The following is a 15419-nucleotide window of genomic DNA, read 5'->3' as shown; positions in this document are numbered from 1 at the left end:
TCTCGCTTGAAGGCTGAATCACGCCGCGCGAGGCCCTTACTTGAACGCCAAGGTTACGATCCACGACGTCGCCCGCCTGGCGGGCGTATCGATCAAGACCGTGTCGCGGGTGCTCAACCGCGAGCCCAACGTCAAGGCCGACACCCGCGACCGGGTGCAGGAGGCCGTGGCCTCGCTGAACTATCGGCCCAACATCTCGGCCCGGAGCCTCGCGGGCTCGAAGGCCTATCTGATCGGCGTGTTCTTCGACAACCCCAGCCCCGCCTACGTCACCGACGTGCAGTTGGGCGCCATCGGCCGCTGCCGCACCGAGGGCTATCACCTGATCGTCGAGCCGCTCGATTCCGAGGGCGACATCGAGGAGCAGGTGGAGCCGATGCTGGCCACCCTGCGCATGGACGGGGTGATCCTGACCCCGCCGGTCTGCGACAACGCCCGGGTGCTGGCGGTGTTGGACAGCGAAGGCGTGCCCTATGTGCGCCTGTCGCCCGACAAGGATCTCGACCGCTCGGCCTATGTGCGCATGGACGACGTGGCCGCCGCCTATGACATGACGGCCCACCTGATCAAGCTGGGCCACAAGGACATCGCCTTCATCAAGGGGCACCCCGACCACGGCGCGGCCCACCTGCGCTACGACGGCTACGCCAAGGCCATGGCCGATCACGGCCTGGCGGTGCGCGAGGACCGCGTGGCCCAGGGCTATTTCTCGTTCCGATCGGGCTTCGAGGCGGCCGAGACCCTGCTCGCGGGCAAGGATCGGCCGACGGCGATCTTCGCCTCCAACGACGACATGGCCCTGGGCGTGATGGCCGTGGCCAACCGCCTGCGCCTGAACGTGCCCGAGACCCTGTCGGTGGCGGGCTTCGACGACACGCCCGGCGCCAAGGTCGTCTGGCCGCAGCTGACCACCGTGCGCCAGCCGATCCAGGCCATGGCGGCGGCCGCCGCGGACCTGCTGCTCAGCGGCGACCTGAAGGGGGAGGAGGGGGCTCCGCCGCCCTCGCGCCTGCTCGACTTCGAGCTGGTGGTCCGGGAGTCGACCGGACCGGCGGCGGGCTGAGGCTCTACCGCGAGGCGCGCTCTCAGCAGAGCTTTCTCGTATCGCGCTCGAATCGTACGCCGCCCGGATTCGCTCTTCCAAGAGCAGTCGAGAGGACTGCGGTGTTCGGCGCGACATTGCGCAAAAATATCGAGGCGCTACTTTTCCGATTACCGCGTCTGGTCTTTCCAGAATCCCGCGTTTCCATCTCTCTAGCTGACTAGATTTCGGGCGCCAAAGGTGTGGCCGCGCGGACAATGTTCGCTGAAATCAGTCTTCATCGTATACCGTTTATTGAATCCGATATTCCGCCGTTCCACCATTTCTCCAGGCGCCCCGGGAGCGGGCGTTACAGCAATGGGGAACTAAATGAAGCTGCGCTATCGACGAGGCGTTCTGGGCCTCGGAATCCTGGCCAGTGCGAGCGCCATAGCGCTGACGGCCGCCGCCCAAACCGGCGTCCAGGCCACCGCCTCCAGCAGTCCCGACGAACCGGCCGAGGTCGAACAGATCGTCGTCACCGGGTCGCGGATCCGGCAGCCGAACCTGACCTCGATCAGCCCGCTGACCAGCATCGGCAAGGAGGAGATCGCCAAGCAGGGCGTCACCAACGTTGAGACGATGCTCAACAGCCTGCCGCAGGTGACTTCGGGATACACCTCGGCGACGTCGAACGGCGCGACCGGCACGGCCTCGGTCGACCTGCGCGGCCTGGGGGCGGCCCGCACCCTGGTGCTGATGGACGGTCGGCGTCTGGTGCCCGGCGACCCGACCTTCCCGGTCGCCGACCTCAACACGGTCCCCGCGGCGCTGGTCGAGCGCGTCGACGTAGTGACCGGCGGGGCCTCGGCGGTCTACGGCTCGGATGCCGTGGCCGGGGTCGTCAATTTCATCATGAAACATGACCTGGAGGGCGTGAAGCTGAACGCCTCGGTCAGCTTCAACAACCACCACAACAACAATTCCGCCGAGCGCTCGCTGCTGGACTCCAGCGGCTACACCAAGCCCGACGAGTGGGTGAACGACGGCTTCGTCTATGACTACAACCTCGCCGCCGGCTTCAACACACCCGACGACAAGGGCAACCTGACAGTGTTCGGCGGCTATCGGCAGTCGTCGGCGGTGACGCAGGACAGCCGCGACTATTCGGCCTGCTCTATCTCCAACGCCGGCACGACGCCGGCCTGCGTCGGCTCGTCCAACGCCGCCACCGGCTTCTTCAACATCGGCGGCACGCGCTACACGACCACCAGCGACGGCACGTTCCGGGCGTACACCTCGGCCGACGCCTTCAACTTCGGCCCGTACAACTACCTGCAGCGCTCGGACAAGCGCTACACCCTGGGCGAATTCGCGCACTACGAGGTCAGCGACAAGGCCGACGTCTATCTCGACACCACCTTCGTCGAGGACAAGACGACCGCCCAGATCGCCCCGGCCGGCCTGTGGCGCGGCACCGAATACACGATCAACTGCGACAACCCGCTGATGTCGGACCAGCAGAAGGGCATCCTCTGCGGATCGACGACCTCGACCGACAGCGTCACCATGAGCGACCTGGGCTACCGCCTGACCGCGGGCGGGCCGCGCCAGTACACGCTGAAGCACCGCAGCTATCGCGGCACGCTTGGCGTTCGCGGCGATCTCAACGACGCCTGGTCGTACGACAACTACATCCAGTACAGCCGGGCCGAGTTCGCCCAGCGCACGGTCGGCGAATACTCGACGGCGCGGATCAACAACGCCCTGCAGGTGGTCAACGTCAACGGCGTGGCGACCTGTAAGTCGGTGGTCGACGGCACCGATCCGTCGTGCGTGCCGCTGGACATCTTCACGGTCGGCAACGTCAGCGACGCGGCCCTGGCCTATATCGGCGCGGTCAGCACCACCGGCGGCTCGACCACCGAGTCGATCGCCAGCGGCTCGCTGAGCGGCGACCTGACCGGCTATGGGATCAAGAGCCCCTGGGCGAGCCAGGGCGTGGGCGTGGCCCTGGGCGCCGAATATCGTCGCCAGACCTTGAACTACACCGCCGACGAGGTGGCCCAGGAGGCCGGCACCGTGCCGGTCAAGGGCGCCTTCAACGTCGGCGAAGTGTTCGGCGAACTGCGCGCGCCGCTGCTGTCGGACATGCCGTTCGTCAAGGCGCTGGACTTCGAGACCGGCTATCGCTGGTCCAACTACAGCACCGCCGGCGAGACCCAGAGCTACAAGTTCGGCCTGACCTGGAGCCCCGACGACCAGGTGCGGGTGCGCGCCAGCTACAACCGCGCCGTCCGCGCGCCGAACATCCTCGAGCTCTACACCCCGCAGGGCATCGGCCTGTTCGGTGGTTCGGACCCCTGCGCGGGCACCAGCCCGACCGCGACCCTGACCCAGTGCCAGGCGACCGGCGTCACCGCCGCCCAGTACGGCACCGGCGTGATCAGCGAATGCCCGTCCAGCCAGTGCAACGAGCTCTATGGCGGCAACGAGGAGCTGAAGCCCGAGAAGGCCGACACCAAGTCGATCGGCGTGGTGCTGACCCCGGCCTTCCTGCCGCGCTTCAGCCTGTCGCTCGACTGGTACGACATCAAGGTCACCGACGTGATCGGCGGCATCTCGCCGACCGTGATCCTCAGCCAGTGCCTGACCACCGGCGCGGACTACTTCTGCAAGCTGATCCACCGCTCCAGCAGCGGCTCGCTGATCGGCACCGACGGCTACATCGTCAGCACCAACCTCAACACCGGCTACCTGTGGACCAGCGGCGTCGACATCAACGCCAACTACTCGGTCGAGCTGCCGCCGATGGGCGGCCGCGAGTGGGGCGGGCTGAAGTTCGAGCTGACCGGCGGCTATCGCGACAAGTACCGTACCGAGCCGCTGCCGGGCCTGGGCAGCTATGACTGCAAGGGGCTGTACGGCCCGACCTGCGGTCTGCCGCAGCCAGCCTGGCGCCACAACTTCCGCACCACCTGGGAAACCCCGTGGAAGGACGTCGAGCTGTCGCTGGCCTGGCGCTACATCGGAAGCTCGAAGCTCGACATGAACACGTCGGATCCGTTCCTGACGGGCGGCGACGGCTTCTATGACGCCCTCGACGCCAAGATCGAGGCCTACAACTACTTCGACCTCACCACGAGCTTCAAGGTGAAGGGCAACACGGTCCGGATCGGGGTCAACAACCTGTTCGACAAGGATCCGCCCGTCCTCGACAGCTCCGGCTACGGCGTCTCCAGCGCGCCGTACGGCAACGCCAACACTTATCCGGGCATGTACGACTCGCTGGGTCGCCACGTGTTCATCGCCCTGTCGGCCGATTTCTAGCCCGGCCGCCAGCCCGTCACGAACGCTTGCCTGTCCGTGATGGTGGACGCCCCGACGCCTCGTGCGTCGGGGCGTTTCTTTTTTCAGGGCAGGGCGAACGGTGCGCCACCTTATGGTGCAAGGGCTGACGTATTTAGCGGATAAGTCGTACAATTACAGAAAGCGAATTTTGTTACGCGATTGACAGCGTTGTCCATTGACAGCGCTGTCGCATTACTCATAGGTTGCAGTCGCCGGCTCCCGAGAAGGGCCGGAGAACAAGGGAGGATGCGCAAGGCATCCCGAAAACTTGGCGAACTCACTGCGTCGACGCTGTCGGCGGAGATCGGCTCTCTGCGGCCGCAATCTAGGGGAATGCTCATGATTTCGAAGACTTACGCGACCAGGGCCGCGCTGATGGCGGCGGCCTCCACGGTCGTCCTGCTGGGCGCGGGCCAGGCCTTGGCCCAGACCGCGGCCACCGACGCGGCGGCTCCGGCCGCGGCGCAAGAACCATCACAAGTTGAGGAAGTGATCGTCACCGGCTTCCGCGCCTCGCTGCAGAGCGCGTTGAACGCCAAGAAGAACTCGAACCTGATCATCGAGTCGGTCACCGCCGAGGACATGGGCAAGTTCCCCGACCAGAACATCGCCGAGTCGCTGCAGCGCCTGCCCGGCGTGCAGATCGACCGTGAGAACGGCCAGGGCACCAAGGTCCGCATCCGCGGTCTGGACCAGAACGTCACCGTCCTGAACAATGACATCTTCGTCTCGGGCCTGGAGCTGTTCCGCCTGGGCGAGGGCAAGGACAAGCAGACCAACTCGCTGGAAGGCATCCCGTCCGAACTGATCGGCGGGGTCGATGTCTACAAGTCGCCCGACGCCTCGCTGCTGGAAGGCGGCCTGGGCGGCGTCGTCAACCTGAAGACCCGCAACGCCCGGTCCCTGCGCGACGACATCACCATCGCCGGCGACCTGCGCGGCAACAAGGCCGGCGACACCGACTGGAACCCGACCGGCTCGCTGGTGCTGGGCTACAAGTTCAGCGACCGCTTCGCCGTGCTGGGCACGCTCTCGTACGACAAGACCGAGATCCACACCGACGTGCTGGGCGGCGAGAACCGCGGCGGCTGGGCTTATAACGACCGCGACGCGGTGAACGGCAATGGCCAGTACATCCGCAACTCGGCCGGCGCCATCACTGGCGTGACCAACGGCGCCACGGCCGCCGCGCCGGTCGATGTTTGGTCGCCGGAATACCGCTACGCCACCTATCGCGACCAGGAACGCAAGCGCCTGGGCGCCTCGCTGAACCTCGACTTCGCCCTGACCGACTCGCTGCAACTGACGGCCGACTGGTTCCACTCGGACCTGAAGATCGAGACCAGCGAAGCCTCGATCAAGTTCCCGTTCGCCAACGAGAACGCCACCTACTCGACCGTCGGCCTGACCAAGGACAGCAACGGCGTCCTGCAGAGCGGCACGTTGACCGCCAACTCGGCCGAGGGCACCTCTTACTTCCAGAACTCCGAGGCCAAGACCGACAACTTCCAGTTCGCCCTGAACTGGGACAACGGCGGGCGGCTGAGCGGCAGCGTGCGCGCGGCCTATTCGACCGCCGATTACGAGAGCTCCAGCGCCAACAACGACGTGCGCTACACCCAGTACACCGTGCGCAACGGCACGGCGGCGGGCCTGGTGCCCAACGCCACGGCGCCGGCGACCTTCACCTACAGCTACACCAACGGCGACAACCCGCGGTTCACCCCGGCCAACCCGGCCCAGTTCACCACGCCGTCGAGCGTGTTCGCCAAGTCGCACTGGGTGTTTGGTGAAGACACCCAGATCGACAACACCTCGATCCGCGGCGACCTGAAGTTCCGTCCCGAATTCGGCGAGAGCGGCAACCTGCTGCTGAGCGCCGGCGCCCGCTACGCCGAGCGCAAGATCGACTCGGAGTTCTGGCAGCTGTTGGCCGACTATTCGGTGAAGGGCGAGCTGAACGCCCACGCCCTGGGCCTGGGCGACTGGACCCCGTACGGCTACTTCCAGGACGGTGCCATCGGCTACGCCTCGTGCAACCTGCCGGTGGGCACCCCCGGGCGTCCGACCTGTTCGGCGGGCGGCCGCTTTGGCGACTCGCCGGCGCTGATCACGCCGTACCAGACCGCGGCGAGCAATCCCGAGCGCTTCGAGACCCTGACGGTGGGCGGCATCAGCGCGCTGTTCCAGAACCGCAGCCAGATGAGCAATCCGGTGGCCTGGCTGTCGAGCCTCTATTCCTCGACGCCGTTCAAGAAGTTCGTCGATCCGATCCAGTCGTTCCGGATCAAGGAAAAGACCACCACCGGCTACGCCATGGCCGACCTGGGCGGTCGCGAGGATCGCTATCACGTCAACGCCGGCGTCCGCGTGGTCCGCACCGAGCTGACCATCGACTCCAGCGATACGCCGGCCGTGCCGTGGTACTGGGGCACCGATAGCTGGAACGGCGTCATCGCCAATCCGGACAACTTCAAGACGACGCGCGAATATACCGACGTCCTGCCCAGCGCGAGCGCGGTGTTCGACGTCAACGACACCGACAAGGTGCGCGTCTCGGCGGCCCGCGTGGTCTCCCGCCAGGACCTGTTCCAGCTGGGCCAGGGCGCGTCCTACAACTACACCCGCAGCACCACGCCGGGTCCGAACCTGGACCGCTTCCTCTATACCAACGGCACCGGCGGCAACACTCAGCTGGACCCGTACCGCGCCTCGCAGTTCGACATCGCCTATGAGCGCTACTTCGGCGCCAGCGGCATCGTGTCGGGGGCTTTCTTCTACAAGAGCGTCGACTCGTTCATCCAGAACGACACCGCGCCGCGCACCGTGGCCGACGGCTCGGTCGAAGGGGCGACCCTTGGCGTCTTCACCCAGCCGATCAACGGCGAGGGCGGCAGCATCAAGGGCATCGAGTTGGCGGCCCAATACGCCTTCGACAACGGGTTCGGCTTCAACGCCAACTACACCTACTCCGACTCCGAAACCGAGAAGTCGAACGACTACGACAGCAACCTGCCGATCCCGGGCGTCGCCAAGCACGCCTTCAACCTGCAGGGCTACTATGAAGGCCACGGCTTCGAGGCCCGGGTGTCCTACGCCTGGCGCGACAAGAGCTACCAGGGCGACTTCTCGTTCGGCTCGGGAACCGACCGCCACAGCCTGGGCACCTGGGAGCGGGCCTATGGCCAGCTCGACGCCCAGGTCGGTTATGCGGTGACCCCGGCGATCAAGATCGTGCTGGAGGGCATCAACCTGACCGAAGAGCCGACCGGCCGCTACCTGCAGTGGGAGAACCTGCCGTTCCGCTACGCCACCGGCGATCGCCGGATCGTGCTGGGCGCGCGGTTCAAGCTGGGCCTCTAACCACCCTGCGCCGGCGGCGGGCTGCAAGCCGCCGCCGGCGTTCTTTTGTTCCTGAGAGCAAGCGGGGAGGGGGCAATGGATCGCGCTATCGGCTCCATCGCCATTCTGGGCGGCGGCACCGCGGGTTGGATGGCCGCGGCCGTCCTGGCCCAGGTGCTGCGCGGGACGGGAACCTCGATCACCCTGGTCGAGAGCGCCGACATCCCGACCGTGGGGGTGGGCGAAGCCACCATCCCGCCGATTGTCGACTTCCTGCGGCTGTTGGAAATCGACCAGGCCGAGTTCATGGTCGCCACCGAGGCGACTTTCAAGCTGGGCATCCGCTTCGACGACTGGACCACGCCCGGCGAACGCTACTGGCATCCGTTCGGGACCTTCGGGCCCACGATCGACCGGCGGCCCTTCCACAACATGTGGCACCGGCTGCGGGCGGCGGGCGATGATCCCCGGGTCGAGGCCTACAATCTGTCGGCCGCTCTGGGCGACGCCGGCAGGATGGCCTTCGCCGATCCCCGGGCCGGCGGCGTGGGGCCAGGCGGCGGCCTGCGCCACGCCCTGCATTTCGACGCCGGCCTGGTGGCGCGCTTCCTGCGGACCTGGTCGGAGCGGCGCGGTGTCAAGCGGCTGGAGCGCAAGGTCGAGGGCGCGGTGCTGCGCGATGACGGCTTCGTCGAGGCCCTGGCCCTGAAGGGCGGCGGCCATCTGGCGGCCGACCTCTTCATCGACTGCAGCGGCTTTCGCGGCGTGCTGATCGAGGAGGCGCTGAAGACCGGCTACGAGGACTGGAGCCGCTGGCTGCCCTGCGACCGGGCGGTGGCTGGGCTTACGGCGCGGGATCCGAACCCGCCGCCCTTCACCCAGGCCGCGGCGCGGCCGGCCGGCTGGCGCTGGCGGATCCCGCTGCGCCACCGCACCGGCAACGGCTATGTCTATTCCAGCGCCCATGTCGGCGACGACGAGGCCCTGGCCGATCTCACCCGCGAGGCTGGGCCGCTGCTGTCGGAGCCGCGCTTCCTGCGGTTCACGGGCGGGCGGCGCAAGGCGTTCTGGAGCCGCAACGTCGTGGCCCTGGGCCTGGCGTCGGGCTTCCTGGAGCCGCTGGAGTCGACCAGCATCCATTTCGTGACCAGCGGCCTGATGAAGCTGCTGGACCACTTCCCCGACAAGGATTTCGACCCGGCCAACATCGCCGCCTACAACAACGGGCTGATCGCCGAATACGAGGCCGCGCGCGACTTCATCGTCCTGCACTACCAGCCCACCCGCCGCGACGAGCCGTTCTGGCGCGAGCGGACGGCGGCGATCCCCGACACCCTGGCGCAGCGGCTGGAGCTCTATCGCGGCACGGGCCGCATCCCGTTCCGGCCAGGCGAGCTCTTCACCGACCTGTCGTGGTTCTACGTGCTGGAGGGGATGTGCGTGCGGCCGGCGGCTTATGACCCGCTGGTGAACTTCTCCAACCTCGCCGAAACGCGGGCCGGGCTGGCCGGCTGGCGGGGCAGGGTGGCGCAGGGCGTGGCCGAGGCGGCGAGCCATGACGCGGTGCTCGACGCCATCGCCGCACGGGCCCGGCCGGCGGCTTGAGCCGTGAAAAGACGATCCGGCGGAGAGGTTTTCGTGGACGTCAAAAGAGGATGGACAGCGCTGTCAATTCATGGTGTCTGGCTCATGTGACCGCTATCGCCGAGCGCTCGACAGGCTCTCGGCGCGGCGGATCGAAAAGAAACAAGGGAAGGAAACCGTTGGGGCCGTGCGGCGCGAAACCGCGCCCGGCCCTCCTGAGTGCATCGTCTTCATCCCGCTCCAGCGCCGACGCCTTGCGTCGGTGGGGATGACGCCCGACGGCCGCCGGTCCCCCCCGGTCGTCGGGCGGACCTCTGGAGACCCCTCCTGCAAGGGGTTGCTCCCACTGCGGCGCGGCGGATCCGCCGCGCCGTTCTTTTCCGCTTTCCAGTCTCTCGATCCAGGGGCCCCGCCATGAACCTTCGTCGTCTGCTTCTTCGCGCCTCGCTGCCGGCCCTGGCCGTGGGCCTCGCCGCGCCCGTGCTGGCCCAGCCCTTGATCGCGACCACCCCGCAGACGACCGCCCATCCCGAGGCCTGGCCGGCGGCCAAGAGCCCGGCCAGCATCACCGACGCCAAGACCGAGGCCTTCATCACCGACCTGATGAAGAAGATGAGCGTCGAGGAGAAGGTCGGCCAGACGATCCAGGGCGACATCGCCTCGATGACCCCGGCCGACCTTGCGACCTATCCGCTGGGCTCGATCCTGGCCGGCGGCAATTCGGCCCCGGACGGCAACGACCGCGCCACGCCCAAGGCCTGGACCGACCTGATCGACGCCTACCGCAAGGAAGCGCTGGCCAAGCGGCCGGGCCGCACGCCGATCCCGCTGCTGTTCGGCATCGACGCCGTGCACGGCCACAACAACATCGTCGGCGCGACGATCTTCCCGCACAATGTGGGCCTGGGCGCCATGCGCGATCCGGGCGTGATCGAACGCATCGGCCAGGCGACGGCTGAAGAGGTGGCGGTGGCCGGCGGCGACTGGACCTTCGGCCCGACGGTGGCCGTGCCCCGCGACGACCGCTGGGGCCGCAGCTACGAGGGCTATGGCGAGGATCCGGAGATCGTCGCCAGCTATTCGGGTCCGATGACTCTGGGCCTGCAAGGCAAGCTCGTGGCCGGCAAGCCGATCGCGGCGGGCCGCATCGCCGGCAGCGCCAAGCATTTCCTGGCCGACGGCGGCACCCATGACGGCCGCGACCAGGGCGACGCCCTGATCTCCGAGCAAGAACTGGTGGCCGTCCACGCCCAGGTCTATCCGCCCAGCATCGACGCCGGCATCCTGACGGTGATGGCCTCGTTCTCCAGTTGGAACGGCCAGAAGATCACCGGCAACAAGACCCTGATCACCGACGTGCTGAAGGGCCGGCTGGGCTTCGAGGGCTTCGTGGTCAGCGACTGGAACGCCCACGGCCAGCTGCAGGGCTGCTCGAACGTCTCGTGCCCGCAGGCGATGAACGCAGGGCTGGACATGTACATGGCCCCCGACAGCTGGAAGGGCCTCTACGAGAACACGCTGAAGCAGGTGAAGTCGGGCGAGATCCCGATGGCGCGGCTGGACGACGCCGTGCGCCGCATCCTGCGGGTGAAGGTCAAGGCCGGCCTGTTCGACCGCGTCGCCCCGCAAGTGCAGGGCAAGTTCGACCGCCTGGGCTCGGCCGATCACCGCGCCGTCGCCCGCGAGGCGGTGGCGAAATCGCTGGTGCTGCTGAAGAACGACGGCGTGCTGCCGATCAAGGCGGGCGCGAACGTGCTGGTGGCCGGCGCCGCCGACGACATCGGCAAGGCCTCGGGCGGCTGGACGCTCACCTGGCAGGGCACGGGCAACACCAACGCCGACTTCCCCAACGGCCAGTCGATCTGGGGCGGGCTGAAGGAGGCGGTCGAGGCCGCCGGCGGCAAGGCCACCCTGGCCAAGGACGGCAAGTTCTCGGGGGCCAAGCCCGACGTCGCCATCGTGGTGTTCGGCGAGGACCCCTATGCCGAGTTCCAGGGCGACGTGGCCAATCTGGCCTATCAGCCGAACGGCAAGACCGACCTGGAGCTGCTGAAGAAGCTGAAGGCGCAGGGCATCCCGGTCGTGGCGGTGTTCCTGTCGGGCCGTCCGCTGTGGGCCAACCCCGAGATCAACGCTTCGGACGCCTTCGTGGCGGCCTGGCTGCCGGGCTCGGAAGGCGGCGGCGTCGCCGACGTGCTGGTCGCCGGTAAGGGCGGCAAGTCCAAACGCGACTTCACCGGCAAGCTGTCGTTCAGCTGGCCCAAGCGCGCCGACCAGGGCCCGCTGAACCGCGGCCAGCCCGGTTACGACCCGCAGTTCGCCTATGGCTATGGCCTCAGCTACGCCAAGCCAGCCAAGGTCGGAGCGCTATCCGAGAACGCTGGCGACCTGGGAACCGCCGCCAGCGTCGACCGCTATTTCGTGGCCGGCCGCGTTCCGGCGCCGTGGATGCTGAGCTTCTCGGGCGCGGGGGCGGTCAAGACGATCGACGCCGACGCCCAGGAGAACGGCCGCCAGGCGACCTGGACCGGGGAGGGCGAAGGCCTGCTGGCCGTGCAGGGGCCGCCCGTGGACCTGTCGCGTCAGACCACCGGCGACATGGCGGTGATGGTGCGCTGGCGGGTCGACAAGGCGCCGACCGCGCCGGTTTATCTGACTGTCGGTTGTGGCGAATCCTGCGGTGGACGGCTAGACGTAACGTCAACGTTGTCAGGTTTGAAAAACAGCGAATGGCGCACAGCCAAGATCAAACTTTCCTGTTTCCAGGCGGCGGGCGCCCAAATGGCGCACGTTTCCTCTCCGTTCGGCCTGAGCACCTCGGGGCCGCTGACGATTTCGCTCACCGAAATCCAGTTGGCGTCCAACGAGGGCGACGCTTTCTGTCCCAAATAACCCCCAAAAATAACAAAGGAGCGGCCGCATGATCCGCGCGCGTCGTTCCCGCATCGTCGCCACCATCGGTCCGGCCTCGGCCTCACCGGAAATGATCGTCAAGCTGGCCAAGGCCGGCGCCGACGTGTTCCGGCTGAACTTCAGCCATGGCGCCCACGAGACCCACGCCGCCGTCTACGCCGCCATCCGCGCGGCGGAGGCGGAGGTCGGTCGTCCGCTGGGCATCCTGGCCGACCTGCAAGGGCCCAAGCTGCGCGTCGGCAAGTTCGCCGACGGTCCGGTTCAGCTGAAGCCCGGCCAGGCCTTCCGGTTCGATTCCGACCCGACCCCGGGCGACGAGACGCGGGTTCATCTTCCCCACCCCGAGATCCTGACGGCGATGAAGCCGGGCGCGACCCTGCTGCTCGACGACGGCAAGCTGCGGATGACCGTGAACGAGGCCGGCCCCGGCTACGCCAACACCACGGTCGTCAACGGCGGCAAGCTGTCGGAGCGCAAGGGCGTGGCGGTGCCGGACGTCATCATCCCGATGTCGCCGCTGACGCCGAAGGACCGCGAGGACCTGGCTTTCGCTCTGCGCCTCGGCGTCGACTGGATCGCCCTGTCGTTCGTGCAGGCGCCGGAAGACATGGCCGAACTGCGCCGCATCGTCGAAGGCCGCGCCGCGGTGCTGGCCAAGATCGAAAAGCCGCAGGCTCTGCAGACCCTGGGTCCGATCCTGGATCTCTGCGACGGCGTGATGGTGGCCCGTGGCGACCTCGGCGTCGAAATGGCGCCCGAAGAGGTGCCGGTGGCGCAGAAGGAGATCCTGCGGGCGGCGCGTGAGCGCGGCATCCCGGTGATCGTCGCCACCCAGATGCTGGAGTCGATGACCAGTTCGCCGACCCCGACCCGGGCCGAGGCCTCCGACGTCGCCAACGCCGTCTACGAGGGCGCGGACGCGGTGATGCTGTCGGCCGAAAGCGCGGCCGGCGACTATCCCGAAGAGTCGGTGGCGATGATGAACCGCATCATCGAACGCGTCGAACGCGACCCGCGCTGGCCCGAGCTGATGCAGGCCGAGCAGCCGCATGTCGACGAGGACGCCGACGTGCTGGTGGTCGCCGCCGCCGGCGCGGCCAAGTCGGGCTCGACCAAGTGCCTGGTGGCCTTCACCACCACGGGCGCCACCGCCCGTCGTCTGGCGCGCGAGCGGCCGCTGCAGCCGGTGCTGGCCCTGTCGCCGAAGATCGAGGCCGTGCGGCGCATGGCCCTGGTCTGGGGCGTCGAGCCGCGCGTCAGCGCCCAGCCCGACAGCCTGGAGGTCGTCACCACCGACGCCGCCGCCCGGGCCCTGGAGCTGGACCTGGCCAAGCCCGGCGAGCGCATCCTGATCGTCGCCGGCACGCCCTTCGGCGCGCCGGGGGCGGCCAACCTGCTGCGCCTGGCGCACGCGCCGTTCCCGGTGCGTAAGCGGTAGCAATTTCCAACCTCTCCCATGGGGAGAGGGAGGGGCCCGCGCCGAAGGCGTGGGAGGGTGAGGGGGTAAGCCGCTGGCCGGCTTGCCCCTTTTCTTTTGGCTGGAATGAAGAGGGAAGGGATGGGACCGCCAATGGTGTAACCCCTCACCCTCCCATGCTGCGCATGGGCCCCTCCCTCTCCCTATGGGAGAGGTGGTCTAAGGGCGTACCTGCGATCAGGATCCGAACGGCTCCGGCAGCAGCCGTTCATACCCCTTCCGCACCGCGCCGTAGCATTCGCAGGCGATGGCCTCGAGGCCCGGGCGGTCTAGGATGTCGACGACGCCGCGGCGGTAGCGGATCAGGCCCTTGGCCTGCAGGGCGCCGGCCACGGCGGTGACCGTGGTGCGCTGGACGCCCAGCATGTCGGCCAGGAATTCCTGGGTCAGGCTTATGGTGTCGACGTCTATGCGGTCGCGAAAGCCCAGCAGCCAGCGGCAGAAGCGGGCCTCCACCGCGTGCAGGGCGTTGCAGGCCACCGACTGGATGGCGTGGCCGAACAGCGCCTCGTTGTGGCGCTCGATCAGGGCGCGCAGCAGCGGGCTGCGCTCGACGCCCTCGCGCAGGGCCGCGGCGCTGATCCGCGAGACGCCGCCGGGCGCCTGGACGATGGCGCGCGACAGCGACTGGCGCGGCGAGATGGCGGCCATCAGCCCGAGGCCGCCCTCGCGGCCGACGGTGGCGGATTCGATGGCCGCGCCGTTCTCCATCAGCGTCATCAGCGAGATGACGCAGTCGTGCGGGAAGTAGACCGTGTCGATCTGATCGCCGGGATCGTACAGCAGCTTCCCCTTCTCCAGGTCCTGATGGGACAGCTGGGCGGCGATGTAGCCGAAGTCCTCGGGGGACAAGGAAGCGAGCAGACGGTTCTTCAAGGGGTGTAAAGGCCCTGTCATGGCGAATCGAACGCCGGCTTGCGGCAAGGGTTGCAAGCTATAGGCAGGACTGGGGTGCGGCGCTGTCAGGTAGCCGACGCAATGCAGGCGCCGCCGGAAGTAAATCGAGATGGGGCTATATTGCGGCCATATGGCTTACAATAGCTCCGACTATATGGCTTATGTCGGGTTCCCGACAAAGAGTGTTGATCACCGGCGAAACTACAAAGAAATCAAGGGGTGGTCGCAAGGTGACGCAACGAAAAGGCCGCGCCGTCGGGCGGCGCGGCCGGGTCTCGCTGATCGTCCGTCGTCGGACGTCAGGCGATGCCGATATGGGCCCGGTCGCCCAGGTCCGGCGTGCTGTCGGTGAGGTTGGCCTTGGCGATCTCCCAGGCGAAGCGCACGGCGCCGCCCTTGGAGATCCACAGTTCGGCGTCGCGGGCGTTCAGGCGCAGCAGGGTCAGGTGCGGGTCGTCCTTGCCGTCGGGATACCAGGCGGCGACCACGGGCGACCACCAGCGCTGGATGCGGGCGGTGTCGTGGTCGCGGCTCAGCCGGCCGCCGATGCAGGCCTGGAAATCGCCGTCCTTGGCCTGGACCACGAACATGGCGTCGCCGCCGTCGGCCGAGACGGCCTGCGCCAGGTCGGTGTCGTCGCGGGTGAAGAACCAGATCGCGCCGTCCTCCGGCTCGGCGAAGGCGGTCATCGGCTGGAAGTGCTGGTGGCTGTGCACGAGGCCCAGCATGCCGAAGCGGGCGTCGTCGATCTCCTTCCAGAGACGCTTCTCGACGGCGGCCTTGTCGTTGGGATCGGTGCTCATGGGGGCTCCTGCGCTTTGCGGTAAGGCAGGA

At 67.7% G+C, this 15419-nt stretch carries 8 protein-coding genes; 6 read left to right on the top strand and 2 right to left on the bottom strand.

Features of this window, described 5'->3' with window-relative positions; all coding sequences use genetic code 11:
• The first annotated feature begins 40 nt into the window (after window positions 1-40).
• From AC07NS_RS17270 to pyk, 6 genes are all read left to right on the top strand, one after another.
• Window positions 41-1063, top strand: coding sequence for a LacI family DNA-binding transcriptional regulator (locus AC07NS_RS17270; protein WP_494605171.1), 1023 nt, complete (start codon window positions 41-43; stop codon window positions 1061-1063).
• 348 nt (window positions 1064-1411) lie between these two features.
• Window positions 1412-4351, top strand: a complete 2940-nt coding sequence (locus AC07NS_RS17265; RefSeq protein WP_494605169.1) for a TonB-dependent receptor plug domain-containing protein — start codon at window positions 1412-1414, stop codon at window positions 4349-4351.
• A gap of 360 nt (window positions 4352-4711) precedes the next feature.
• Window positions 4712-7735: a TonB-dependent receptor gene (locus AC07NS_RS17260; protein ID WP_494605167.1), complete on the top strand. Its 3024-nt coding sequence runs from the start codon at window positions 4712-4714 to the stop codon at window positions 7733-7735.
• Window positions 7736-7810: 75 nt separating this feature from the next.
• On the top strand, window positions 7811-9319 hold the full coding sequence (locus tag AC07NS_RS17255) for a tryptophan halogenase family protein (RefSeq protein WP_494605165.1): 1509 nt from the start codon (window positions 7811-7813) through the stop codon (window positions 9317-9319).
• A gap of 393 nt (window positions 9320-9712) precedes the next feature.
• Entirely contained in the window at window positions 9713-12190 is a 2478-nt protein-coding gene (locus AC07NS_RS17250; protein WP_494605163.1) for a glycoside hydrolase family 3 protein, read from the top strand.
• 28 nt (window positions 12191-12218) lie between these two features.
• Window positions 12219-13649, top strand: coding sequence for a pyruvate kinase (gene pyk, locus AC07NS_RS17245; RefSeq protein ID WP_494605161.1), 1431 nt, complete (start codon window positions 12219-12221; stop codon window positions 13647-13649).
• A gap of 216 nt (window positions 13650-13865) precedes the next feature.
• On the opposite strand, the gene AC07NS_RS17240 is transcribed toward pyk, so the two are convergent.
• Together AC07NS_RS17240 and AC07NS_RS17235 are read right to left on the bottom strand one after the other, a co-directional pair.
• Window positions 13866-14540 carry a Crp/Fnr family transcriptional regulator gene (locus tag AC07NS_RS17240; RefSeq protein ID WP_494605159.1) on the bottom strand — a complete coding sequence of 225 codons (675 nt, stop codon included), beginning with the start codon at window positions 14538-14540 and terminating at the stop codon, window positions 13866-13868.
• Between the two features lie 344 nt (window positions 14541-14884).
• Entirely contained in the window at window positions 14885-15388 is a 504-nt protein-coding gene (locus AC07NS_RS17235; protein ID WP_494605157.1) for a pyridoxamine 5'-phosphate oxidase family protein, read from the bottom strand.
• Window positions 15389-15419 lie beyond the last annotated feature (31 nt).

Source organism: Caulobacter sp. GW821-FHT10A10, assembly GCF_059415745.1.
This window is presented reverse-complemented; position numbering and strand designations above follow the sequence as displayed.